The following is a 22,075-nucleotide window of genomic DNA, read 5'->3' as shown; positions in this document are numbered from 1 at the left end:
CCATGTCGACAACGCAGCAGCAACCCTGGGTAAAGAACTATCAGCCGGGCGTCCCGGCCGAGATCGAGCTCCCCACGGAGTCGCTCGTGGCGATGCTCGAGCGGGCCGTGGCCGAGGCCGGTGACCACCCCGCACTCGAGTTCTTCGGGCGCCGCACGACGTACACCGAGCTCGGCGACCAGGTCGACCGGGTTGCGGAGGGTCTGCGGCACCTCGGGGTGCGAGCGGGAGACCGGGTGGCCCTGATCCTGCCGAACTGCCCCCAGCACGTCGTCGCCTTCTACGCGGTGCTGCGCCTGGGTGCCGTGGTGGTCGAGCACAATCCGCTGTACACCTCGCGGGAACTCCGCCACCAGTTCGAGGACCACCAGGCGCGCATCGTGATCGCCTGGGACAAGTCCGTGGCCTCCGTTCGCGCCTTCCCGCGCGACATCGAGATCGACCACATCGTGTCCGTGAACCTGCTCCTGGCGTTCCCGACCCTCAAGCGCCTCGCCCTGCACCTGCCGGTGAAGAAATTGCGCGAATCCCGCGAGGCCCTCACGATTGCCGCGCAGGGCACGATCCCGTGGAAGGAACTGCTCAGCCATCTCCCGATCGATCCCGCGCATCCGCGCCCGTCGGTCGACGACCTCGCGGCCCTCCAGTACACCTCGGGCACCACGGGCCAGCCCAAGGGCGCCATGCTCACCCACTTCAACCTGTACTCCAACGCTCTGCAGGGCGAGGCATGGATGCACGGGGCCGAGTACCGCAAGGAGGTCTTCTACGCGATCCTGCCGATGTTCCACGCGTTCGGTATGACCCTCTACCTGACCTACGGCATCCGTAAGCAAGGTCTGCTCGTCTTGTTCCCCAAGTTCGACCCCAACTTGATTCTCGACGCCATGAAGAAGTCGCCCGCCACGGTGTATTGCGCGGTGCCGCCGATCTACGAGCGCACGGCCGTGGTGGCGAAGGAGCGCGGAATCTCGCTGCGCTCCTGCAAGTACTGCATCTCGGGTGCGATGAACCTGCCCGACCATGTCGTGGAACTGTGGGAATCGGTGTCGGGCGGGCTGCTGGTGGAGGGCTATGGCATGACGGAGACGTCGCCGGTGGCCCTCGGCAACCCGTTCCACCCCACCCGCCGGCCCGGCACGGTCGGCGTGCCCTTTCCCTCCACGCTGATGAAGGTGGTCGACCTGGACGACCCCACCGTGGAGGTAGTGCAGGGCCGGCCCGGCGAGCTGCTCCTGAGGGGCCCCCAGGTTTTCCAGGGCTACTGGAACAACCCCGAGGAGACCGCGAAGGCCCTCCTCCCCGGCGGCTGGATGCGCACGGGGGACATCGTGACCGTCGACGCAGACGGCTTCACCACGATCGTGGACCGCGCCAAGGAACTCGTCATCACCGGCGGCTTCAACGTCTCGCCCTCGGAGGTCGAGGCGGTGCTGCGACTGCACGCGGATGTCGTCGACGCGGCCGTCGTCGGCAAGGCTCTCGAACGCGGCGGGGAAATGGTCGTCGCGGCAGTCGAGCTGAAGCCCGGAGTGCCGCTCGATGAGGATGCACTGCGGGAGCACTGCCGCGAGCACCTCGCCGCCTACAAGATCCCGCGCCGGATCGTCACGATCGAGGACATGCCCCGCTCCATGCTCGGCAAGATCCTGCGCAAGCAGGTGCGCGAGCAGGTTCTGCCGGGGCTCTGAGACTGATCAGAGGTGCTGCTCGAGCCGACGCTTCGTGAGCAGGTAGGCCCGGCGCAACCACGGATCGCCGTCGCCGGCCCAGCGATTGAGCACCCCGTCTGCCCGGGCCCGGCCCGGCGCATCCAACCGCTCCACCAGCGGACCCACCACGTCGACGGCGAGCGGGTCGACCAACTCGCGCAGGCGGGCACTTCGCACAAATCCCTCGATCCGGCTCAGGTCGGAGTTGTCCAGCACCCGCACATTCGATTGCAGCAGCACGACGGCCGCGAGACGGCGCTCGAACACCGGCACCGCCCACAGCTCGGAACTCAATGCTGTGATGTCGTCGTGCGTCAGGCCGGGATACCGGCGGCCGGCGTCCCGGATCGTTCCGCGCACCGCGCCGACCGAGGCACCGTAGAACCGCAGGTCGCTGCCCAGCCGCTCCTGCGCCGCCGCCCGGTACGGATCCCCCTCGGCCTGCAGCGTCGCGTCTACGAAGCTGCCGGCGTCACTCACCCCTTCATTCTCGCGTTTCCGGAGGCTGCCGGCGCACCCCGGCCGTTACGCTGAGCGCATGACGACGGCATCGGAGAACACCGTGACGGACGCCCGATCTACCCGCCTGAGCAGCGTCAACCTCGCCGCCGCACTCCTCCTGGTCGCACAGGCCGTTCTGGTCTCCGTGGTCGTCCTGGCCCAGAGCGCCCCGGTGCTGCTGCCGGTCACGGCCGGCTTCCCCGGCGGGCCGGTGGGTTCCCAGGCCGAAGCGCAGGTCGTCGACCTGGCCGCCGTGAACCTCGGGGTGGCCGTCGTCGTCCTGCTCGCCTTCTCCGCGCTCCTACGTCTCGCCGCCGTGACCCCGACGGTCGCCGGCAGCTACCGGCGCGGCCTGGCCGCCGCGCGCAATCCGCTGCGCTGGGTCGAGTACTCGCAGGTCTCCGCGGTCACGGTGTTCCTCGTCGCCCAGTTCAACGGCGTCACGGAGGTCGGCACGCTGGTGGCGCTCTACGCCATCACGGCGGGTGCCACGCTGTTCCTCGCACTGCAGGAGCGTGAACCGGCCGGCGGCTCGCTCCGGCCCTTCGTCTTCGGAGCCATGGTCGGCATCGTGCCGTGGGGCATCATCGCCTTCTACCAGGTCGGCGCCGGGGTCCTCCATGACGTGCCCGAACTCTTCGTGCGCACCGTCACCCTCTCGCTGCTCGCGGTGGCGGCCTTGGTCTGGACCAACGCCTGGCTCGGCCGGCGAGCCCACGGCGCATGGGCGCATCCGCACCGAGTGGAGATCGTGCAGATCACCCTCGTCACGCTCGGCACCACGCTGCTGGCCGCGCACGTGGTGTGGGGCGTGCTGCTCTAGGCGAGGTTCGACACCGTCAGGTGCGGGGCCGACTCCAGCAGGGCCTGCTCGAACCCGGCCAGTGCCTCGGCGGGGAGCGACCAGGCCTGCCTTGGGCATCCGTCACCGGGTCTGCCACCCGCATCTGTCGTCACGTTAATACGGAGAATCTTAGGAAACGCCGGTTTGGGCGCCTGGGCGGCATGTCGCCAAAATCTCCGAAGTTAGCGACGGCGCGCCGGGTCTCGACGGGCTCGACCGCCGGAAGTCGAGCTCGACCGCCGGGCTCAAACGGGCTAGGCGAGCGCGCGGGCCACGTCCAGTCCGGAGCGCACGGCCCGAGAGATGCCCGACGGATGCCCGTGCAGCCGCCCGAAACCGTCTCCCGCCACGAAGATGCCGGGCTGGTCCGCGCTGCGGAAGAACGTGGAATCCGACCCCGAATCTGCAGGCACCACAGCATTCGCATACCGCCAGCGCTTCAACGCTGAGTCCAGAACGCGCACGCCGGGCAGCAGCCGGATCAGCTCGGCCAGCAGCTCCGCCTGCGAGAATGTGGCGTCCGCGTCCCAGGTCGCCTCGCTCCAGAGCGGGCTTGCAATGACCTCGAGCCACACCTGTCGGGCATCGTCCCGGTGCCTGACTCTAATCGTCTCGATGACTCCGTCGGGAGCGGACCAGCCCACGACGTCATTCACGACGTCGGCGCCGTCGACGATGCACAGCAGAACGGCCCGCCTGTCGTAGGCAGCCTCGAGCAGGCCGGGCGCGACAGCGATCCCGCTGCCGCGCAGCATCTGCAGGTTCTGTGGAACCGGCGCTGTGAGAACCACCGCCCGGCCTCCGAACGGTTCCCCCGAGTTGTGCGGCACGACGTGGATGAGACCGGAATTCTGCACGGCGAGGTGGGTGACGAAGGTGCGCCGGAGCGTCGTGCCGCCCGCCCACCGCTTGGCGATATCGCCCGCGGGCTCGTCGAACATCCACTTCGCGTAGCCCTCGGTGTCGGGCACGAACCGGGCTCCCGTTCGGCGGGTGATCTCGCGGGTGACCTCGGCGTCGTGACTGTGAACCGTGTCGACGGACGGGTTCAACAACCGGCCGCCGAGCGGGCGGCTCGCGAGCCGCCCGCCCGGCCGCGATCCCTTGTCGAGGAGGAGGACCGCACGACCGCGCTCCTGCAGGTTCCGGGCGATGGTCAGACCGCAGACGCCCGCACCGACCACGATGACGTCCCACGTTTCCATGTCTGGAGGCTAGTGCACGCGCGTTGCACGCGCATTGCACGCACAGCGCGCCCACCGTGCAGTCGTACGCTTGTTCGTGTCGTCCTAGCTGCCGAGACCCGGCACGGATGCCGCAGCGCTGCATCCGCAGCACCGCCCACACAAAGGAGTCCCGCATGAAGATCGTTGTCACTGGTGGAAGCGGAAAGCTCGGCCGGACCGTCGTGACGTACCTCGTCGCCGAGGGTCACGAGGTACTGAACCTCGACCGCGACGGTGCCCGCAGCCACGATCTGGTGGTCGTGGACCTCACAGACTACGGCCAGGTCGTCGACGCGGTCCTCGGTGTCGATGACCGGCATAGCGGGTTCGACGCCATCGTGCACCTCGGCGCGATCCCGGCTCCCGGCCTGGTTCCCGACGTGGCCACGTTCCACAACAACATCCTCTCCACCTACAACGTGTTCCAGGCGGCCCGGCGGGCGGGCATCAAGAAGCTGGTCTACGCGTCCAGCGAGACTGTGCTCGGTCTCCCGTTCGACATCGACCCGCCCTATATTCCCGTAGACGAGGAGTACCCGGCCCGGCCCGAGAGCACCTACTCGCTGGTGAAGCACCTCGAGGAGCAGCTGGCGATCCAGCTCACCCGCTGGGATCCCGAACTCAGCATCACGGCTCTGCGCTTCTCCAACGTGAAGGACCCGGAGGACTACGCGGCCTTCCCCGCCTTCGACGCCGACGCCACCCTGCGCAAGTGGAACCTGTGGGGCTACATCGACGGCCGTGACGGCGCCCAGGCCGTGCTGCGGGCATTGCAGAACGCGAAGCCGGGCTTCGAGGCGTTCATCATCGCCGCCGCCGACACGGTGATGAGCCGGCCGAACGCCGAGCTGGCCGCCGAGGTCTTCCCCGGCGTCGAACTCCGGGAGGTCGGCGAGAACGACACCTTGCTCTCCATCGACAAGGCCCGACGGATGCTCGGCTACGCACCGCAGCACAGCTGGCGCGACCACGTGTAGCCGTTTCAGCCGATGAAGCAACGGATGCCCCCACCCGGCCGGGCAGGGGCATCCGTCTTTTCGGTGCTGAGTGGTGTGCGGCTAGTTGGTGACCGCCACGAACGCCCGGGAGAACGACCACTGCGGGTTGCTCACCCCGGAGCACATGTACGCAGCGATCCCGCCGGTGCACGGCTGGTCCCGGGTCATTTCCCACCAGCCGAGGTAGTTCAGCGCGTTCGCCTTGGCGTACTTGCCGACCTTGGTCGTGTCGGTGAGCGAGCAGACCTCTCCCGTGTCGTTCAGCCCGATCATCGGCGTGATGCCGATCATGGACAGGCGCTGGGCGTCGGTCAGGCCGGTGTAGCGTCTCGTCCCGAACGAATTCGACGGATAGAGCAGGGGAGCCGAGATTCTGCCCAAATTGCCCCAAAACAGCCCGAAAACCGGATTTTTCCTCAAAATCTCCGTCGAATTGGTTCGGCCCTCCGGGCGTAATACAACCGCGCGAGACAACCGCGCGAGACAACCAATGGCGGAGGACTCAGTGCACCTTGAGCGACAGCAGCTGCGGTCCGCCCGGTGAGCCCACTCTGAGGCCGGCCCACGACACGAGGGTCCAACCGTCTTCGGGAGAGCCGGACAACTCGACCATCCCCGTGTTCTCGAGGTCGGTCGTGCCCGCGAACAGGGGCGACACATTGCTGGCGCGGGCCGCGGTCCACACGCGGATCGCCGCGCCGTGGCTGAACACCGCCGCCGTGTCGGCACCGGCGGCGGCAGAAGCGATATCGGCGTCGAACCGGGAGAAGAAGCTGTTCCCGTCCAGGCCTTCGGGCATCCTGGCCGCGAGGTCCCCGGTGACCCAGGTCAGCACGGTTTCAAAATAGGTGCGAATGGATGCTCGGTCGCTAAGTCCCTCGAGCGCGCCCGCTTCGATCTCGTGCAGCCCGGTGGCCACCTGAACGTCGAGCTGCAACGCGGTCGCCAGCGGCTCGGCCGTGAGCCGGGTGCGTACGAGCGTCGACGCGAAGATGGCGTCGATTGACTCGAGGCGCAGGGCATCCGGAATCACTGAGGCCTGCCGGAACCCGAGCTCGGTCAGGCCGGGGCCAGGGTGAGCGGTGTCGAGCTGGCCGAGCACATTCGCGGGCGTCTGGCCGTGACGGATCAGAAAGAGTCGCATTGTGACACCAGCATAGGCATCGGGCCTGGCGAGAGCCCGCAGGGTGAGGTCGTTGCCGCCGAGGGTGACAGCATGGGAGGAATAAACAGTGCATCCACGAGAGGGAGAAACCCCATGACGATCATCAAAATCAACGCCATCACGGTGCCCGGCGACAACGGCGACGAGCTGGCCCTCCGGTTTGCCGCCCGAGCCGGTGCGGTCGACGACCGACCGGGTTTCGAGGGTTTCGAACTACTCAAGCCGACGGATGGTCGCAGCACCTGGCTGGTCGACACCCGCTGGGCCGACGAGGAGTCCTTCCAGGCTTGGCTGACCTCGCCGTCTTTCGCGCAGGGTCACCGCGGCGACGCCCCGACGGAGGGCGAAGCACCGGCCCGGCCCATGGGCATCAGCAGTGAGCTGTGGTCCTACGAGATCGCCGGCGGCTCGTCGGCCTGACGCAGTCGCGTCCCCTGCGGTGCCCGAGGCCACGGCGCGTTACACGGAGCTGCGCGGCGGGCGGCCCGGTCGAGCTGGGCCGATGAGCGAACCCCGTGCACACGACGCCCTGCACACCGACGCCGTGCGACCGATGCGGGCCCAGGCTCTGCTGGATGCGTTGAACGTCCGGGTCGTCATCGCCGACGGCGCCATGGGCACCATGCTGTAGGACGGGCCTACGTCGAGGAGGACCGTGCCGAATTGTTCGACGGCACGGTGCGCCACGCGCGGGATGCCTTCGAGGGGTTGGCGGTGATGGAGCCGCTGGTCGCCGTCGCGCGGGGCGCCGACCCGGAATCCGTGGGTCTGCCGCCGCTCAAAAAGCGCATCCACAAGCGCAGTCTGCTCACCGTCACGGAGCCGGACGCCATGCCAGCCCGCTCCGATGTGGTCGCCGACAACCCGTGCCCGTTCCGCCGTTCTGGGGCACCCGCATCGTCAAGGGGATCGCGCTGGCCGAGTACTCCACGTTCCTCGACGAGCGGGCCACGTTCATGGGGAAGTGGGGTCTGAAGCCCAGCCGCGGCGGCGACGGCAAGAGCTACCAGCATCTGGTGGACACCGAGGGCCGACCCCGGCTGCGCTACTGGCTCGACCGCATCCTCGCCGAGGGCATACTCGACGCCTCCGTCGCCTACGGCTACTTCCCGGCACCAAGCGAGGGCAACGACCTCGTCGTGCTGCACCACGGCGACGACCCGTCGGGCGTGCTGGGGGTCGCCGGCCTGCCCGCCCCCGACGGCGGCTCCGGCGGCACCGTGGATTCCGAACGCCTGCGATTCGTTTTCCCCCGGCAGCGGCGCGACCGGCACCTGTGCCTGGCGGACTTCGTTCGCCCACGCGAATCCGGCCAGACGGATGTCGTCGCCCTCCAATTGGTCACGGCCGGAGCGAACGTCGACACGGTCACGGCAAAGCTCTTCGCCGAGAACAGATACCGCGACTACATGGAGCTCAACGGGCTGACCATGCAGCTCACCGAGGCGCTGGCCGAATACTGGCACTCCCGGGTGCGGGAGGAGCTCGGCCTGGGTGCCGAAGACCCGGTCGAACTGGCCGGCATGTTCAAGCTCGAGTACCGCGGCACCCGGTTCTCGCTGGGCTACCCGGCCTGTCCCGAGATGGAGGACCGCCACACGGTCGTCGAACTACTCAGGCCTAAGCGGATGGGTGTGGTGCTGTCGGAGGAGCTGCAGCTGCACCCGGAGCAGTCGACGGATGCGTTCGTGTTCCACCACCCGGAAGGGAAGTACTTCTCGGTGTAGCCGGTGTAGCCGGTGTAGCCGGTTCGGCCTGGGGTGGTCGGGCGGCCCTGCCTGGCCGGCCCAGCTTCGCTCGGCGGAGAGCGGCCAGTGCGGCCGGGCCTACCAGCACGATCCCGACCGTGGTGGTGATGGCGCGCACGGTGTCCCAGGTGAGGGTCGACGTCACGAGCGTGTACAGGGCGAAGGAGGCGAGGTTCTCGCCGAGCGTGGCGTCGGCCGCATAGGAGATGTCGGTGCCCGAGCCCACCGCGAACGGCCAGAACCAGAGGTTCATCACCAGTCCGAAGAGGTAGGACGCCACGATGCCGTAGGCCACGAGCATCGCGATCTCGAGGCGGGCCGCGCCGATATGTGCGGAACGGATGCGCGGCAGCAGCGCCGCCCCGGCTCCCACCCAGCCGCAGGCGAACATCTGGAACGGGGTCCACGGGCCGAACCCACCCCACAGGGCCGAGGACACCGCGATGGTGAGCAGGCCGAGCAGGAACCCGAAGCGGGCCCCGTAGGCGCGACCGGCCAGGATCAGCAGGATGAACACGGCCTCGACGCCGCCGACGCCGGTGCCCGCGATGCGCACGGCGGCGCCGACCGCGGAGAGCACCCCCAGCAGGGCCACGGTCTTGGCCGTGTACATCTCCCCGTCGAGGGTGAGAGCGAGGGCCACGATCAGGGCCGGCACGAGCGCGAAGGCCACGACCGGCGCGGCCGACTGGGCGTTCTCCGGCAGCGCCGAGGCGAAGAACGGCCAGGCGAAGCCGGCGGCCGCGAGGATACTGCCGCCGCCGAGCACCCAGGCGGTCCAGCCCGTCCAGCCGGTGCGCCTCATGACCGCACCGGTTCCGGTTCGGTGAGCAGGCCGGCGGCCATGATGACCGTCTTCGTCGCCAGGGACCGGGCGAAGTCGCGGTCGTGGGTGGCGAACAGGACCGCCGACGTGTCACTCGAGGCGCGCACTAGCGCGGCGGCGACGATCGCCCGGGCCTGTGGATCGAGGCCGCGCGTCGGTTCGTCCACCAGCAGCACCCGCGGCTCGGCGGCCAGCTGGATGGCCATCACGAGGCAGAGGCGTTCGCCGGCCGAGAGGTCCCGCGGATGCCGCCGCATCAGGTGCGCCGCCTCCGCCATGGTGCCAAGCCCGAGTAGGTTCGCGAACCGGAGCGCGGTTCCGATCCCGGTTCCCTTCCCGGCCGGGGGCTTCAGCCGGCGGTCGGCCCGGCGGCACTCCTCGGCCACCGTGACGGCGAAGAGCAGATCGTCGAAATTCTCAGGCACCAGGGCCACAGCCGTGCGGCGGTATCGGGGGCGCAGCTGCGCCACGTCCCGCCCGGCCACGAGCACGCTGCCTCGCGTCGCCGAAAGGGCGATCGCGCGCAGCAGGCTGCTCTTGCCCGCGCCGTTCCGACCCTCGAGCGCCACCAGGTCGCCCGCGTAGAGGTCCAGCGACACATCGTCGACCGCCCGCTCGCTCCCGTGCAGAACCGTGAGGTGACGGATACTCGCGAGCGGCCCCGCAGGCCCGGTGGCGGGGGTGGTCAGGGTGCTCTGACCCTGCTGTGCCGCCTGCTCCGCCGCCTGCTCCGCCGCGACCAGCGCACTCGGCCGCTCGCCCGGGCCGAGCGCATGCACGCGCGCACCGCGGAGCTCGAGCCAGGCATCCGCCGAATTCGACCACTCCCGGGTGTTGTGCTCGGCGACCACGACGCAGACCTGGGTCTCGTGGGCCAGGCGGTCGAGCACCTGCACCACGCGCTCCCGCGCCGGGGTGTCGAGATCGGCCAGAGGTTCGTCCACGAGCAGCAGGATCGGCTGGTTGACCAGGGCGGCGCCGATGGCGACGAGACTGGCCTCGCCCGCCGAGAGCTCCGAGGTGCCGCGGCCGAGCAGATGCTCGATCCCCAGCCGCTCGGCCACGTCGCGCACCCGCTGCTCCACGAGGACCGGTGCGATGCCGCGCACCGCGAGGGCGAAGCCGATCTCGTCCGGCACGGTTTCGGCCACGAAGGAGAGCCGCACGTTCTGGGTGACAAGTCCGACGAAGCCGGCCGTTTCGCGCGGGGGAGTGGCGGCGCGGTCGGCGCCGCCCACCTCGATCGAACCGTGCTGGGTGCCTTCGGCGAAGTGCTGGAAGAGACCGCTCATGCTGTGCAGCAGGCTGGTCTTTCCCGATCCGGTCGAACCGGCGATCACGGTCAGCGTGCCGGGAGCGAGGTCGAGGGTGAGTCCCTCAAGGTGCCAGCGCTCACCCTCGAAGCCGAGTGCGGCATCCGTCATCACGACCGGCTTCTCACACTCGCCGGCTGCCGCCCGCGTGGCGGCGAACCCGCGGGACTCCATGGACGCAGCCAGGCCGAGCGCCCGTTCCACGGTCTGCTCGAAGACCGGCACCAGCAGGGCCGGTGCCGACCGTTCGCCGCGCAACGCACTGGCCGTGCGCACCCGGCGCACCGCGTCGATCAGTGCCGGGAACGTCGCCCAGGCGATCACGAGCGACCGCGACAGGGCGCGCAGCGGGCCCCGGTTAGCGCCCCGGGCGAAGAAGCGGCGCACGTCGACGAGCGCGTTGAGCACTCCGAACCCGAGGATCACCAGAGCGAAGGGCAGCGCGCTCAGGGCGGCATTGCCGAGGCCTCCGGTCGTGACGGGCCCGAACAACGCGATGTGGTTGAACGGCCCATCGAGCGGCAGGCGCGGGAGGTCGAGCAGCAACAGGCCGCCGCCGGATGCCCCGCTGAAGGCCACCCGGTAGAGCACCCGGATGCCCACGAACGCTCCGGCAAGCAGCGCCGCCGAGCGCAGGGGGGAAAACCGGAAGCGCAGCATTAGCTTCCGGGGGTGGGCGTCTCGGTGCCGGTCGTGAAGATGAGGCCGACGGACTGGCCCGGTTCCAGCTCGAGGCTGCCGAGGCCCTCCTGGGCGTACTCCCACTCCGCGTCGGCGGTGGGCTTGACCCAGAGCGCCCAGTAAGCGGCAGCGGCGGGCATGGACGCGCAGGTTTCGGTGAACGGGGTTTCGCCGGCCACCTTGATGGTTTCGTCGGCGGCCGGGCGGCCGCCCACGCGGCAGACCACCTGGTCGCCCCACTCCACGGTGCCCTCGGTTTCCACACCGGCGGTCGCCAGAACCGTGCTGGCCGTGATCGTCCCGGCGGTGGCGGTGGCGGTGTCGACGCAGTCCGTGATCTCGGGGGCGTCGAGCGCGCCGAAGTCGACGACGACGCTCACGCCGGCACAGGCCCCGTCGGCCGGAGCGGCGGTGGCGGAGGCGGCGGCGGGGGTGGTGTCGGTCTCGGGCGCGCCGGTGGTGCATCCGCTCAAGGCCAGCGCCCCCACCAGGGTCAGGGTGGCCAGTGCTGTCAGCTTCATGTGCTCCAGAATACCCAGCGGCGGGTGAAGTCTGGTTCCTGTCACGCGCTGAGACGGGGGCACCGAGTGTTCACCGGGCCGACACCGGCTGGAGACCGGGAGACCTCCGGGCGTCAGCATGAGGCTCATAGATTCGATGGCGTTGTACCTACCCCCTATGAAGGAGTCGCGCCTTGCGCAAAAAGATCGCTGTCTTTGCCCTCACCGCCACCGCCACTGCCACCGCAGTCGTCGGCATCGCCCCTGCCGCGCTCGCCGCGACCGGCCCGTTCGATTTCGTGCCTCTCGCCGGTTCCGCCTACGGCATGGGCAGCACCGACTGGACCCAGCCGTACCTGCTACCGGAGGGCTTCACCCAGACCCTCGTGCACGACGAAACCGTGCTCGACGTCTACCCCGGCGTCGACGACCTGCATGACATGAACACCCAGAACGAGACCGGTGCTCAGGCCGGCCGCTTCCTCTACAACACCTACGAGGTCGGCTCGAACGGCGCCGTCTCTGTGACCGACCTGAAGACCGGTGCGGTCAGCGTCATCGCGCAACGCGCGGACTGGAACCGTCTCGATGGCATCCGCTGGACCCCCTGGGGCAGCCTCCTCGTCACGGAAGAGACCACCGGCGGCAAGGTCTTCGAACTGTTCTTCGCGAAGAACGACCCGACCACGGTCGAGCGTATCGAGGAGCGCACCGAGCTCGGAGCGCAACGTCACGAGGGCATCGACGTCACGGCCGACGGCTCCGTCATCGTCATCGACGAACTCAACGGCGGCTCAATCTTCAAGTTCGTGCCGACCGTTCGCGGCGACCTCTCCCAGGGCCGGCTGCACGCCCTCAAGATCACCGGGCTGACGGATGCCGCGCAAAAGTGGAACCAGGCCACCTTCACCGAGAAGGTCGGCGCCTTCGAATGGGTGGCCCTCGACCAGGCGCAGGTGCGCGTCGACGCGGATGCCGCGGCCAACGCGGTGAGCGCCACCGAATTCGGTCGCCCGGAAGACGTCGAGATCATCGGCCAGACCCTTTACGTGGCCAACACTTCCGAGGAGCGTGTGGTCGCGATCGACCTGTCGAAGCTCACCGTCAGCAGCTTCGTCGAGGCCGGCGTGAACGTGCCGGTCGAGGACAAGGCCGCCGGGGTCACCGGGTTCAACAACCCGGACAACCTTGCCGAGGGCCCCGACGGCGCCCTCTGGATCACGGAAGACAACAGCTTCAGCGACATCTTCCGGGCCGAAAAGGACCGAGACCACGACGGAGCGTCCGACAGCGTCGAGCTCTTCGCCTCGCTGACGGATGAAGGCGCCGAGACCACCGGGATCTACTTCGGCAAGAACCCGAAGGAGCTGTTCGCTACGGTGCAGCACCCCGACAAGGACCTCGCCGACGGCATCTGGAAGATCACGCGCGACTAGCCTCACCCCGGAGGCAGGCTACTGCAGCGCCGAGGTCAGCTGCGCGAGGCCGTCGAGCACGGTCTTGCTGTGGGGCTCGTTGTTCCAGTCCGACAACGTCAGCTCCCGGCTCACCTTCCGGTAGCCTGCCTCCACCTCCCGCATCCGGTCAACGAACGTGCGCCCACGCACCATCAGGGAAGTATCGAAGTGCCGCGTCGTCAAGAAGCCGGCATGAATGTAGCGCGGGTGAGGCGCGGAGGTGCTGGCAGCCTCAGTTCTGCGACAACCCGCGGGTGCCCGGCAGTTCCTCGCTCGACACCGAGCTGAGCAACAGGCTGGTCTCGCTGTTGAGCACGCCCTCGATCGAGCGCACCTGCCCGAGCAGCCGGTCGAAGTCGGCCAGGGTGTCGGTGCGCAGCTCGGCGACGAGGTCCCAACCGCCGTTGGTCGAGTGCAGGGCCTTCACCTCCGGAAAGCCGCGAAGGGCGTGGATCACCTTCGTGATTGCGCGCCCCTCCACTTCGATCAGGGTGATGGCCCGAATCGAGTTCGGGTCGCGGTCCTCCCTGATCCGCACGCCGAAACCCACGACGGTTCCCGAATCGGTCAGCCTCTTGAGCCTGCTGTTGACCGTGGACCGGGTGACACCGAGGTCGCGGGCGAGGCTGGCCACGGGCTCGCGGCCATTCACGCGGAGGACGGAGAGCAGGCGGCGGTCGAGGTCATCGAGGGGATACATTGCACATAGTGTATGTATATTGAGCGCACAATGCATAGTCATCTGGACAGAATGCGGCAATAATCAAATGGCGGCTGCACATCGCCCATGCATATGGTTGTAAACCTGAACGAGGGGAGACGCACGTGGTGCGCTTTGTAGACGTAGGAAACATCAACCGCTGGGCCGCCGCGACGGGTGTGGAACGCATCCTCACGGACATGGTCGAGTACCTCGAACGGGACTTCCGCCGCTGGCCTACCTTCGACAAGGCGCCGCGCGTGGCCAGCCACTCACCGCTCGGCGTGATCGAACTCATGCCCACGAGCGACGGCGTCACCTACGGCTTCAAGTACGTCAACGGTCATCCGTCGAACCCGTCGCGGGGCCTGCAGACCGTCACCGCGTTCGGCGTCCTCGCCGACGTGCAGAGCGGCTACCCCACCTTCTGGTCCGAGATGACCGTGCTCACGGCCTTCCGCACCGCCGCGACCTCGGCCATGGTCGCGCGCGCGCTCGCCCGCCCCGACGCCCACACCATGGCCATGATCGGCACGGGCACCCAGTCGGAGTTCCAGGCGCTCGCCTTCCGTGGGCTCCTCGGCATCAACCGGCTCCGCGTCTGGGACACCGATCCCGATGCCATCGCCAAATTCGTGCGCAACCTGGCTCCGCTCGGTTTCGAGATCATGGTCGCCACCGGGGCGACGGATGCCGTGACCGGCGCCGACATCATCACGACCTGCACCGCGGACAAGGCGAATGCCACCGTACTCACCGACGCCATGGTCGGCCCCGGCGTGCACATCAACGCCATCGGCGGCGACTGCCCGGGCAAGACGGAGCTCGACGCGGGCATCCTGCACCGCGCCGACGTCTTCGTGGAATTCACCGCGCAGACCCGTATCGAGGGCGAAATCCAGCAGATGCACCCCGAATTCCCGGTCACCGAGATCTGGCAGGTGCTCCTCGGCGAGGCCGCCGGCCGCACCTCGGCAGAGCAGATCACGGTCTTCGACTCCGTGGGCTTCGCCATCGAGGACTTCTCGGCGCTCCGCTTCCTGCAGGATGCCGTCGACCAGACCTCGTTCTACACCGATATCGACCTCGTCGCCGACCCCGATGACCCGAAAGACCTCTTCGGTCTGGTCACCGCGGGCGCGCCCGTCCTCGTCTGACCCCGGTGTCCGTGCAGGCCCCATCGGCCGTGGTGCTCATCCGGCCACATTTCTTCTCGCCGAACCCCGAGACGGCCCATGACAACGCTTTCCAGTCACGGGACGCCGGGCACGACGCCGCCCTGGTGGCCGAGGCCGCCTACGCCGAGGTGACCCAGGTAGCAGGCACCCTGGAGGCGCAGGGCATCGCGGTGCACCTGTTCGATGACGACGGGCCGGGCCGCCCCGACAGCGTGTTCCCCAACAACTGGATCTCGACCCACGCCGGGGGTCACGTGGCGCTCTATCCGATGCACGCGCCGAACCGGCGCACCGAGCGCCGGGGTGACATCGTCGAGATGCTCAAGCAGCGCTACCGCGTGCAGGATGTCGTCGACTACTCCGGTCTCGAACTCGACGACGTCTTCCTCGAGGGAACCGGCGCCATGGTTCTCGACCATGCGGCGCGCATCGCCTATGTGGCCCGGTCGCGGCGGGCCGACCCGATCGCGCTCGAACGGTTCTGCACCAACTTCGGCTACGAGCCCATCGTCTTCGACGCGTCTGACGAGAACGGCACGCCGATCTACCACACCAACGTCATGATGTGCATCGCCACGGACTTCGCCCTGGTCGGTCTCGACCTGATCGAGTCGCCGGCCCGGCGCAGCCACGTCGTGGAGCGCCTGGCGGCGCAGGATCGGCAGGTGCTCGCCCTCGACCGCGATCAGATCCGCAACTACGCCGGCAACGCGATCGAACTGCACGGACGGAACGGACGAATGCTGGCGCTCTCCCGCCGCGCCCTCGGCAGTCTGACTGCCGAGCAGCGCCGGATCATCGAGCAGAGCTGCACGATCCTGCCGCTTGACGTGCCCACGATCGAACTCGCCGGCGGCTCAGTGCGGTGCATGCTCGCCGGGATCCACCTCGACCGTCGTGCTGCGTTCACCAGTCAGGCGGCCGCGGCCGCCTGAGGGCTCAGGCGTTCGACGCTAGAGGCATTCGTCCGGATGGATGCTCCTGGTTGAAGCCCGGCGGTTGCGTACGCGAAACCAATCCGTGGGGTGTGGCTTCGGGAGGATCTTCGCGACCGCGAGTGCGGCGAACATGACCGTATTGATGGCGACGAACGCCGCAAGGATGGCGAATTCGTCCGATTGGAGCACCGTTGACGGAAGGAGGATTCCGACCGGAACCAGGGCGTGGAGAGCATCAACCATGATGGATCAGGCCACCCTTTGCAGTTCGTCGTTGGGTGCGGAGCGGATGACATGGCCCCACTGTGCCTGCCGGCCCAGGGTGATGTCGATGATCCCCTTGACAAAGACGCGGTCTAGGAACACATCGAAGATCAGCTCGGGGAAAAGCGTGAGCGCCTGCAGGCGTGCCCGTAGACCGCCCGCCCAGACCGACACGACACGTTCGGCGATGAAAACAAGACCGAGGCCAGCCCGAACGGAAACCAGACCCACGAATCGATCGCCAGAAGCGTCACAAGCATGAGCAGCAGGAACGCGCTGAGCGCGATGAAGCTGTAGCCCAGGCCCAACTGCTGGGCCCAGTACCGGAAGGTGAAGGGTGAGACGCCGCATGCCCCGATGTTCTCCAACGCGCCCCGTTGCCAGCGCAGGCGTTGTACCCACAGAGTGCGAACGGTTGGCATTACCTCGGTGACCACCGTGCACTTTGAGGGAGAGATGATGAGCGCTCCCAGCGACTTCAGGGCAATGGTGAGTTCGTTGTCTTCCGTGAGCGCGGCGGTGTCATAGACATCCCCGCTGGCCCCGGCGACGGCGACTGTCACGGGAGTACCGAATGTACTCGTTGCGCTGGAACTGACCGAGAAGCCCCAAACCTTCCTCTCCGGAGAACAACCCACCGACCGCCATCAGCGCACGATCGCTGGTGAAGCGACCAACGGCGGCTTCCAGAAAGCCGTCGTCGAGACGTGTGTCGGCATCCAGGACCATGATGAGGTCGTTGTCGCCCTGGCCCGGTAAGAGCACCTTCAGGATTTGATTGAGCGCCCCGGCTTTCTTGAATGTGTTCCGGCGAGATTCGAAGATCTCCACCCCCAGCGATCGGGCAATGTCGACGGTCCCGTCGGTGCAGTTATCCGCCACGACCACGACGCGTTCCGGGCGGTTCGACTGGGCGAGCAGCGATGACAGTGTCGCGAAGATCGATGTCTCTTCGTTGTGCGCGGGCACCAGAACGGTCACGGTCACGGCGCCGGCGAAGACTCCGCGCGTTCTTGCCATCGCGATTCCCGCCGAGAGGGGAGTGGTGCGCTGGTTCAAAGACCGACGGGCCTTGCTCGACGTTCCTCGTTCGAGCATCGCAATTCCTGCGGCGACGACAAACCAACAAACCAGAGGAGGGCCGCTGCACCTCCAGCCACAAGCCCGATGACGACGCCGACGCCGCGATCGAAAGTCTTTGCCCCGATGAGCGCAGATCAGCAGAGCAGGGGGACCTCGACCCTCCCGCTGCTGCTCCCGCTCCGGAAGAACTCGATCGCCGCCTCCCGGAACGCGCGTGACGTCGGGGCGTTGAAGTGATTGCGCCCGGGGATCTCGAAGAATCCTCCGCTCGGCGTGGCCGCGGCAAGTACCTTGGAGGCCTCGAGGATGCTGTCTTTGGTCCCGGTGGCGAAGAGCACGGGCTGAGTCGGCGCGTTGTCGGCGCCGGGTTGGGGGCCGCCGCGCATTCCCTCGACGAGGGCCACGAGGGCTTTGAGGTCGTTGCCGGGCAGCGCCCGGGCCATGGTCAGGTATGCCCCGGTAAGGCGGTCGGCGACCTCGGTGCCGTGCTCGATATGAGCGCGGGCATCCATGACCTTGAAGCGTCTGAGGGGGTCGCCGTCGGGTATGCCGCCGAGCACGGCCCGCGAGATGCGTCCCTCCAGTTCGCGGGCGGCCTGCCAGCCCACGCGGGCGCCGAGGGAGTATCCCGCGTAGGCGACCTCGTCGAGCAGGTAGGCGTCGAGTACCTGCAACACGTCGTCGACCAACGCCTCCATCGTGTAGTCGGCGGGGGAGCGGGGCTTGTCGCTCAGGCCGTGCCCGCGCTGGTCGATCGCGATCAGGTGGAAGCCGGCGCGGATGAGATCGCGCGTCCAGCCGGTGACGTGCCAATTGGCGACGGCGCTGGAGGCGAAGCCGTGCACGGCGAGCACGGTGGGGGCGCTCGAATCTCCGAATTCGTAGGTGGCCAGGTTGACTCCATCGGCCGAATAGACGAAGCGGTGCGGTGGGGCGGTGCGTTGTGACATCACGGACCATTGCATCACGACCATCCGGATTTCGGCCCACCAGGTCGACTTTTGGGCAATCCCGCCACCCTGCTTTGCCAGTGCTTTGCCAGCTAAAAATGAGGATATGTCCAGAAATCCCGGGCAGTCTTGAAGGTTCGCCCGGCCGGGTCCCCGACCGAGGAACGTCGAAAAAGAAGCGTGAGCGCAGCCGCGCGCGATTCGCCCAGTGAAAGTTATGCCAAACTCAGACTCGTCTTCCCCTTTGTCCGTCCTTTTCCCCAGTTCAAACCCTGAATCAGACGCCACTCCGGTCCGTGCGGCAGCCGCGATCGGCACCGACGTCGGACTCACCCGCCATCAGGAAACGCGTCGCCGGCGTGGACGAAGCCGCCTACTCGTGGCCGGCGCCGTCATCGCCGTTGGCGCCATCGTGGGCAGTGGATTCTCCGCCCAGTCTGCGTCGCAGGCTGCCGCGGACGAGCAAAAGAAACGCATCATTGCCACCGCAGCTCTGGCAGCCGCCACCGGCCCTCATCCCGAGCAGGCAGGCAGTCTCGACGGAGTCGTCCCGGCCCACGCCTCCGCGAGCGCCCGCACCGCCCTTGCCGGTGCCACCGGCGTGATCGCGGCGGCCCAGGGCAAGACGGATGTCTCGGCGCTCTCGAGCACCGTCGCCTCGCTCAGCGAGTACTCGCTTCTGGCTCCCGAACGAGTTTTCGATCTTGTGGAGCAGGTCACTGCCGAAGCCGAGGTCGTGAAGGCCTCGACCGCCGAGGCCGATCGCATCGCCGCGGAGCAGGCCGCGGCTGCTGGTCAGGCTGCCGCAGCTGCTCAGGCCGCCGCAGCTGCTCAGGCTGCCGCGGATGCCCAGGCGCAGGCCGCGGCCCAGGCGGCGGCTCCGAAGCCGGCAGCACCCAAGCCGGTCGCGCCCGCCCCGGCACCTCCCCGCCCCGCCGCCCCCACGAACCCCAGCGGAGCCCAGGCGATCGCCCGGGACATGATGGCGTCCAAGTACGGCTGGGGCGCCGACCAGCTCGGATGCCTGGTCAGTCTCTGGAACAAGGAGTCCGGCTGGAACGTCAACGCCTACAACGCCTCGAGCGGTGCCACCGGCATCCCGCAGGCCCTGCCCGGCAGCAAGATGGCCTCGGCCGGCGCCGACTGGGCGACCAACCCGGCCACCCAGATCTCCTGGGGTCTGAACTACATCGCGGAGCGCTACGGCGATCCCTGTGGAGCGTGGTACAAGTCGGTGGCCTCGGGCTGGTACTGATGGTCAACATCTTCGAAAAGTCATGTAGATTTTCTGCGTATTTCTAGAACTGAGATTCCATCAGTGCTAAAATCAGGGTATGGAAAACCTGGCCGATCTCAGCGACATCGAGAACTTCGACATCGAAGAGCTTGACGACGGCGGCGCGCTCGGCGTCGTGACGGCCGAAACGTCCGGTGATGCGGCTTCCCTCGATCGCAGAATGAGTGTCCTGGCCGAGCTGGTCTCCGCGGCCGCGGCCGCCGACCGACTGCTCGCCGCGGCGTCGGCGGCGCGGGCCGAGGCGGTCGACGAGGTGCGGGCCTGGTGCCTGTCCAATGAGCTTGCCGTCGAACGTGATCGCGCGCGCCGGACGGCTCGGGCCGAGGCCGTCGAACAGGGGCTCACGCCGCCTGCCGACAGCGCGGCCGACAGCGCGGTCGACAGCGGTTCGGTTTCGGCCGGCGTGGCCGGTTCCCGGTGGAACGCCCTTGAGATCGCCTACCGCACCGCGATCTCCGAACTCGCCTGTGCGTTGCACATCTCCCAGGCTTCGGCCTCCAATCTGATGGCGCAGAGCGAGGCGCTCACCGGCACGTTCACCGCCAGCCGCAATGCCCTCGCGGCCGGCCAGATCAGTTACGCGCACGTGCGGGTCCTGATCGAGCACGCCAATTCTCTTCCGACGGCGGCCCGCGCCGCCTTCGAGGCCGAGATGCTGCCCCAGGCGAAACGGCTCACCGTGCCCCAGTTCGACCGCACGGCCCGCCGCCTGCGGGAGAAGTCGCATCCGGAGTCGATTACCGTGCGCCGCAGCAAGAGCCAGGCCGACCGCACCCTCATGTTCGAGCCGGCCGCAGACGGCATGGGGTGGCTGCACAGCTACCAGCAGCTGCCGGTTGCCCAGGCGATTTTCCACCGAGTCAACGACATGGCGGCCAGTCTGCAGGGCCCCGACGAGCACCGCACCCTGGCCCAGCTCCGAGCGGATGCCTTCGCGGCACTGGTGGTCGACGGCGTCACCCCCGCGGGGCTCGGCCGGGGCATCCGCGCCACCGTGAACGTGACGGTGCCGGTGCTCACCCTCCTCGGCCGCAGCGACGAGCCGGGTCACCTTGAGGGGTGCGGGCCGATCGACCCCGAGACGGCCCGGGAACTGGCGGCCGGAGCGCCGAGCTTTACTCGCATCCTGGTCCATCCCGAGACCGGCGTGATGCTGTCGGTCGGCCGAGATCAGTACCGGGTGCCGAAGGACCTCCGGCGGCTCCTTGTGATTCGAGACGAAACCTGTCGATTCGCCGGCTGCAACCGACCGGCGGCCCGCGCCGAGATGGACCACAGCCACGAATGGCAAGAAGACGGCATCACTCGGTACGACAACCTCGCCAGCCTCTGCGCGCCCGACCACCGGTTGAAGACCCAAACCAACTGGACGGTGACCCAGTCGCCGCGCGGCGAGCTCCACTGGACCGCGCCCAGCGGTCTCCACTACAGGTCCGATCCGGCAATACCCTTCGAGCCTCCGGGCGCCGTCGACGACCCACCGCCCTTCTAGGGCCGGCGTCCAGGGTCACAATGTCTGCTGAAGCTCCCTCTCGTGCTCGCGGGAGCCCAGACCGACAAGGGCGGCTGGGCATTGGCCGGCTACGAGGAGGACAAGAAGCTGGCCGGGATCGTAACGGCCGCAGTGTTCGTGACATCCGCGATCTCCTCCGGGGTCGCGAATACGTGCAAGCCGAGGCAGGTCAGGGCGTAGCCTCAAGCCATGAAGCGCGCGCTCGCAATTGCCCTGGTGTCGGCCCAGTTCCTGCTGCTCCTGGCCCTGTCCCTCCTGCCCCACGGCACACTGTGGCCGGTGCACCTCGCCGTTGTCTTTGGCGCGATCGTGCTTGCTGTCGCCGGCGCGGTCTTCGCCGTGCTCGGCATGCTCGGCCTCGGACCGGCCCTCACCGCGAGCCCGATTCCGCGGGAACACGCGCCTCTGGTCACCACTGGTGTCTACGGTCTTGTGCGCAGCCCCATCTACACCGGTCTGATGATCTGCGGCCTTGGGCTCGTGCTGCTCGGTGCATCGGTCTGGCATCTCGTAGCCTGGCTCGCCCTCGTTCTGCTGCTGGCGGGCAAGGCACGCTGGGAAGAGCGGATGCTCGTCGCCGAGCACCCGGACTACGCCGCTTACGGCGCCCGCGCCGGCCGCTTCCTCCCCGGGATGGGCCGGCTGAAGCCGTGACGTGGTGAACCAATTCGACGGAGATTTTGGAGCACAAGTGCTTTTCGGCCGGGTTTTGAGACATTTCGGCCAGATTCTCCGTCGAATTCGTTCAGGACGCGGAGAGGAACACGTCGGCTGGAACACGACGGCTGAAACACGACGGCTGGAACACGACGGCTGGAACACGACGGCTGAAACACGACGGCTGAAACACGACGGCTAGACGAAGACCAGAACCAGCCGCACGACGACAGCCAGAATCGCGACTCCCGACAGGGCCAGCGACGCGAGCACCAGCCCTCGCCCTCGGGCGCCGGCCGGGATCACACTGAAAGCCCGCAATGAAAGGGAAAGCCCGATCAGGGCAACGAACAGCGCGGGAAACGGCAGCAGCACCGCGAGGACGACGCTGACGACCGACATCCAGAAACCCGGCACCCGGCCGGGCGTCTTCGACCAGTCCAGGTGGGGCGCACCGAGATTGAGCAGGTTGTTGCCCTCCATATTCGCGCGCGGGTCGGTCACGTGTCGCTCCTTCAGCTTGT

27 protein-coding genes and 1 pseudogene are annotated in these 22,075 nt (G+C 68.0%); 13 read left to right on the top strand and 15 right to left on the bottom strand.

Annotation, left to right across the window (positions count from 1 at the left end; all coding sequences use genetic code 11):
* The first annotated feature begins 2 nt into the window (after positions 1-2).
* Positions 3-1,691 (top strand): long-chain-fatty-acid--CoA ligase, encoded by a 1,689-nt coding sequence (locus tag E3N94_RS02005; RefSeq protein WP_134569674.1) that lies wholly within the window; start codon positions 3-5, stop codon positions 1,689-1,691.
* Positions 1,692-1,697: 6 nt separating this feature from the next.
* Here the strand turns inward: E3N94_RS02005 and E3N94_RS02000 are convergent, their stop codons facing one another.
* On the bottom strand, positions 1,698-2,192 hold the full coding sequence (locus tag E3N94_RS02000) for a DNA alkylation repair protein (RefSeq protein WP_104101483.1): 495 nt from the start codon (positions 2,190-2,192) through the stop codon (positions 1,698-1,700).
* A gap of 58 nt (positions 2,193-2,250) precedes the next feature.
* Between E3N94_RS02000 and heR the strand changes: the two genes are divergently transcribed.
* Entirely contained in the window at positions 2,251-3,036 is a 786-nt protein-coding gene (heR, locus tag E3N94_RS01995; protein ID WP_134569673.1) for a heliorhodopsin HeR, read from the top strand.
* Here heR and E3N94_RS16375 read toward each other — a convergent pair.
* Both E3N94_RS16375 and E3N94_RS01990 read right to left on the bottom strand, forming a co-directional pair.
* Complete coding sequence (locus E3N94_RS16375) at positions 3,033-3,170, bottom strand: hypothetical protein (protein ID WP_166785314.1); 138 nt, start codon at positions 3,168-3,170, stop codon at positions 3,033-3,035. The two genes, heR and E3N94_RS16375, sit on opposite strands and share 4 nt — an antisense overlap.
* A 141-nt stretch (positions 3,171-3,311) precedes the next feature.
* Positions 3,312-4,262, bottom strand: a complete 951-nt coding sequence (locus tag E3N94_RS01990; RefSeq protein WP_134419690.1) for an FAD-dependent oxidoreductase — start codon at positions 4,260-4,262, stop codon at positions 3,312-3,314.
* Positions 4,263-4,417: 155 nt separating this feature from the next.
* Here E3N94_RS01990 and E3N94_RS01985 point away from each other — a divergent pair, with 155 nt between their 5' ends.
* Positions 4,418-5,260, top strand: a complete 843-nt coding sequence (locus E3N94_RS01985; protein WP_134374450.1) for an NAD(P)-dependent oxidoreductase — start codon at positions 4,418-4,420, stop codon at positions 5,258-5,260.
* A gap of 81 nt (positions 5,261-5,341) precedes the next feature.
* Here the strand turns inward: E3N94_RS01985 and E3N94_RS01980 are convergent, their stop codons facing one another.
* Together E3N94_RS01980 and E3N94_RS01975 are read right to left on the bottom strand one after the other, a co-directional pair.
* Positions 5,342-5,662 carry a hypothetical protein gene (locus E3N94_RS01980; RefSeq protein ID WP_134511914.1) on the bottom strand — a complete coding sequence of 107 codons (321 nt, stop codon included), beginning with the start codon at positions 5,660-5,662 and terminating at the stop codon, positions 5,342-5,344.
* Between the two features lie 121 nt (positions 5,663-5,783).
* Positions 5,784-6,425: a histidine phosphatase family protein gene (locus tag E3N94_RS01975; RefSeq protein ID WP_134511915.1), complete on the bottom strand. Its 642-nt coding sequence runs from the start codon at positions 6,423-6,425 to the stop codon at positions 5,784-5,786.
* 114 nt (positions 6,426-6,539) lie between these two features.
* On the opposite strand from E3N94_RS01975, the gene E3N94_RS01970 reads away from it, so the two are divergent.
* The 3 genes and pseudogenes from E3N94_RS01970 to E3N94_RS01965 all read left to right on the top strand — a co-directional run.
* Positions 6,540-6,866 carry an antibiotic biosynthesis monooxygenase gene (locus E3N94_RS01970; protein WP_134569672.1) on the top strand — a complete coding sequence of 109 codons (327 nt, stop codon included), beginning with the start codon at positions 6,540-6,542 and terminating at the stop codon, positions 6,864-6,866.
* A gap of 82 nt (positions 6,867-6,948) precedes the next feature.
* A complete protein-coding gene (locus E3N94_RS17405; RefSeq protein WP_255409034.1) occupies positions 6,949-7,077 on the top strand; it encodes a hypothetical protein in 129 nt (42 codons plus the stop codon).
* A pseudogene (locus tag E3N94_RS01965) lies at positions 7,071-8,173 on the top strand (vitamin B12 dependent-methionine synthase activation domain-containing protein); the annotation flags it as partial. The gene E3N94_RS17405 and the pseudogene E3N94_RS01965, both read left to right, overlap by 7 nt.
* Here the strand turns inward: E3N94_RS01965 and E3N94_RS16975 are convergent.
* From E3N94_RS16975 to E3N94_RS16370, 3 genes are read right to left on the bottom strand one after another with little or no spacing between them, the layout of a single operon-like run.
* Positions 8,067-8,999 (bottom strand): ECF transporter S component, encoded by a 933-nt coding sequence (locus tag E3N94_RS16975; protein ID WP_241980835.1) that lies wholly within the window; start codon positions 8,997-8,999, stop codon positions 8,067-8,069. The pseudogene E3N94_RS01965 and the gene E3N94_RS16975 overlap by 107 nt on opposite strands.
* Positions 8,996-10,993, bottom strand: coding sequence for an ATP-binding cassette domain-containing protein (locus E3N94_RS01960; protein WP_241977343.1), 1,998 nt, complete (start codon positions 10,991-10,993; stop codon positions 8,996-8,998). Before E3N94_RS01960 ends, E3N94_RS16975 begins: the two co-directional genes overlap by 4 nt.
* Positions 10,993-11,535, bottom strand: a complete 543-nt coding sequence (locus tag E3N94_RS16370; RefSeq protein ID WP_166784716.1) for a hypothetical protein — start codon at positions 11,533-11,535, stop codon at positions 10,993-10,995. The genes E3N94_RS01960 and E3N94_RS16370 overlap by 1 nt, the downstream gene beginning before the upstream one ends.
* 173 nt (positions 11,536-11,708) lie before the next feature.
* On the opposite strand from E3N94_RS16370, the gene E3N94_RS01950 reads away from it, so the two are divergent.
* Positions 11,709-12,950 (top strand): alkaline phosphatase PhoX, encoded by a 1,242-nt coding sequence (locus E3N94_RS01950; RefSeq protein ID WP_241972981.1) that lies wholly within the window; start codon positions 11,709-11,711, stop codon positions 12,948-12,950.
* A gap of 18 nt (positions 12,951-12,968) precedes the next feature.
* Here the strand turns inward: E3N94_RS01950 and E3N94_RS16365 are convergent, their stop codons facing one another.
* Together E3N94_RS16365 and E3N94_RS01945 are read right to left on the bottom strand one after the other, a co-directional pair.
* Entirely contained in the window at positions 12,969-13,124 is a 156-nt protein-coding gene (locus E3N94_RS16365) for a hypothetical protein (RefSeq protein WP_166784717.1), read from the bottom strand.
* Positions 13,125-13,203: 79 nt separating this feature from the next.
* Positions 13,204-13,671 carry an Lrp/AsnC family transcriptional regulator gene (locus E3N94_RS01945; RefSeq protein WP_134342377.1) on the bottom strand — a complete coding sequence of 156 codons (468 nt, stop codon included), beginning with the start codon at positions 13,669-13,671 and terminating at the stop codon, positions 13,204-13,206.
* Between the two features lie 125 nt (positions 13,672-13,796).
* Between E3N94_RS01945 and E3N94_RS01940 the strand changes: the two genes are divergently transcribed.
* Positions 13,797-14,828 (top strand): ornithine cyclodeaminase, encoded by a 1,032-nt coding sequence (locus tag E3N94_RS01940; RefSeq protein WP_104171237.1) that lies wholly within the window; start codon positions 13,797-13,799, stop codon positions 14,826-14,828.
* A gap of 5 nt (positions 14,829-14,833) precedes the next feature.
* Complete coding sequence (locus tag E3N94_RS01935) at positions 14,834-15,784, top strand: arginine deiminase-related protein (RefSeq protein WP_198411465.1); 951 nt, start codon at positions 14,834-14,836, stop codon at positions 15,782-15,784.
* An 18-nt stretch (positions 15,785-15,802) separates the two neighbouring features.
* Here the strand turns inward: E3N94_RS01935 and E3N94_RS01930 are convergent, their stop codons facing one another.
* From E3N94_RS01930 to E3N94_RS01920, 4 genes are all read right to left on the bottom strand, one after another.
* A complete protein-coding gene (locus tag E3N94_RS01930) occupies positions 15,803-16,030 on the bottom strand; it encodes a hypothetical protein (protein WP_134342376.1) in 228 nt (75 codons plus the stop codon).
* Between the two features lie 131 nt (positions 16,031-16,161).
* Positions 16,162-16,614 carry a glycosyltransferase family 2 protein gene (locus E3N94_RS16970; protein WP_241972982.1) on the bottom strand — a complete coding sequence of 151 codons (453 nt, stop codon included), beginning with the start codon at positions 16,612-16,614 and terminating at the stop codon, positions 16,162-16,164.
* Positions 16,574-17,149, bottom strand: a complete 576-nt coding sequence (locus tag E3N94_RS16965; RefSeq protein ID WP_241987032.1) for a glycosyltransferase family 2 protein — start codon at positions 17,147-17,149, stop codon at positions 16,574-16,576. The genes E3N94_RS16970 and E3N94_RS16965 overlap by 41 nt, the downstream gene beginning before the upstream one ends.
* A 119-nt stretch (positions 17,150-17,268) precedes the next feature.
* Positions 17,269-18,084, bottom strand: coding sequence for an alpha/beta fold hydrolase (locus tag E3N94_RS01920; protein ID WP_241976840.1), 816 nt, complete (start codon positions 18,082-18,084; stop codon positions 17,269-17,271).
* Positions 18,085-18,463: 379 nt separating this feature from the next.
* Between E3N94_RS01920 and E3N94_RS01915 the strand changes: the two genes are divergently transcribed.
* The 4 genes from E3N94_RS01915 (at position 18,464) to E3N94_RS01905 (ending at position 21,548) form a co-directional block, all read left to right on the top strand.
* Entirely contained in the window at positions 18,464-19,339 is an 876-nt protein-coding gene (locus E3N94_RS01915) for a transglycosylase SLT domain-containing protein (RefSeq protein ID WP_233191432.1), read from the top strand.
* A 79-nt stretch (positions 19,340-19,418) separates the two neighbouring features.
* Entirely contained in the window at positions 19,419-20,873 is a 1,455-nt protein-coding gene (locus E3N94_RS01910; RefSeq protein ID WP_134342374.1) for an HNH endonuclease signature motif containing protein, read from the top strand.
* 42 nt (positions 20,874-20,915) lie between these two features.
* Positions 20,916-21,074, top strand: coding sequence for a hypothetical protein (locus E3N94_RS16360; protein ID WP_166784718.1), 159 nt, complete (start codon positions 20,916-20,918; stop codon positions 21,072-21,074).
* Between the two features lie 9 nt (positions 21,075-21,083).
* Positions 21,084-21,548 (top strand): isoprenylcysteine carboxylmethyltransferase family protein, encoded by a 465-nt coding sequence (locus E3N94_RS01905; RefSeq protein ID WP_134401466.1) that lies wholly within the window; start codon positions 21,084-21,086, stop codon positions 21,546-21,548.
* A 201-nt stretch (positions 21,549-21,749) separates the two neighbouring features.
* On the opposite strand, the gene E3N94_RS01900 is transcribed toward E3N94_RS01905, so the two are convergent.
* Positions 21,750-22,055, bottom strand: a complete 306-nt coding sequence (locus E3N94_RS01900) for a hypothetical protein (RefSeq protein ID WP_134342372.1) — start codon at positions 22,053-22,055, stop codon at positions 21,750-21,752.
* Positions 22,056-22,075 lie beyond the last annotated feature (20 nt).

It is taken from the genome of Cryobacterium sp. Sr3 (assembly GCF_004402835.1).
GTDB classification, from domain to species: Bacteria; Actinomycetota; Actinomycetes; order Actinomycetales; family Microbacteriaceae; genus Cryobacterium; species Cryobacterium sandaracinum.
Note: the sequence above shows the minus strand (reverse complement) of the source record. Positions and strands in the feature narration are given on the sequence as shown.

Coding starts and splice junctions, on each gene's coding strand:
- E3N94_RS02005 (WP_134569674.1), top strand. CDS start 3: ATGTCGACAACGCAGCAGCAACCCTGGGTAAAGAACTATCAGCCGGGC.
- heR (WP_134569673.1), top strand. CDS start 2,251: ATGACGACGGCATCGGAGAACACCGTGACGGACGCCCGATCTACCCGC.
- E3N94_RS01990 (WP_134419690.1), bottom strand. CDS start 4,262: ATGGAAACGTGGGACGTCATCGTGGTCGGTGCGGGCGTCTGCGGTCTG.
- E3N94_RS01985 (WP_134374450.1), top strand. CDS start 4,418: ATGAAGATCGTTGTCACTGGTGGAAGCGGAAAGCTCGGCCGGACCGTC.
- E3N94_RS01975 (WP_134511915.1), bottom strand. CDS start 6,425: ATGCGACTCTTTCTGATCCGTCACGGCCAGACGCCCGCGAATGTGCTC.
- E3N94_RS01970 (WP_134569672.1), top strand. CDS start 6,540: ATGACGATCATCAAAATCAACGCCATCACGGTGCCCGGCGACAACGGC.
- E3N94_RS17405 (WP_255409034.1), top strand. CDS start 6,949: ATGAGCGAACCCCGTGCACACGACGCCCTGCACACCGACGCCGTGCGA.
- E3N94_RS16975 (WP_241980835.1), bottom strand. CDS start 8,999: ATGAGGCGCACCGGCTGGACGGGCTGGACCGCCTGGGTGCTCGGCGGC.
- E3N94_RS01960 (WP_241977343.1), bottom strand. CDS start 10,993: ATGCTGCGCTTCCGGTTTTCCCCCCTGCGCTCGGCGGCGCTGCTTGCC.
- E3N94_RS16370 (WP_166784716.1), bottom strand. CDS start 11,535: ATGAAGCTGACAGCACTGGCCACCCTGACCCTGGTGGGGGCGCTGGCC.
- E3N94_RS16365 (WP_166784717.1), bottom strand. CDS start 13,124: ATGGTGCGTGGGCGCACGTTCGTTGACCGGATGCGGGAGGTGGAGGCA.
- E3N94_RS01945 (WP_134342377.1), bottom strand. CDS start 13,671: ATGTATCCCCTCGATGACCTCGACCGCCGCCTGCTCTCCGTCCTCCGC.
- E3N94_RS01930 (WP_134342376.1), bottom strand. CDS start 16,030: ATGGTTGATGCTCTCCACGCCCTGGTTCCGGTCGGAATCCTCCTTCCG.
- E3N94_RS16965 (WP_241987032.1), bottom strand. CDS start 17,149: ATGCTCGAACGAGGAACGTCGAGCAAGGCCCGTCGGTCTTTGAACCAG.
- E3N94_RS01920 (WP_241976840.1), bottom strand. CDS start 18,084: ATGTCACAACGCACCGCCCCACCGCACCGCTTCGTCTATTCGGCCGAT.
- E3N94_RS01910 (WP_134342374.1), top strand. CDS start 19,419: ATGGAAAACCTGGCCGATCTCAGCGACATCGAGAACTTCGACATCGAA.
- E3N94_RS01905 (WP_134401466.1), top strand. CDS start 21,084: ATGAAGCGCGCGCTCGCAATTGCCCTGGTGTCGGCCCAGTTCCTGCTG.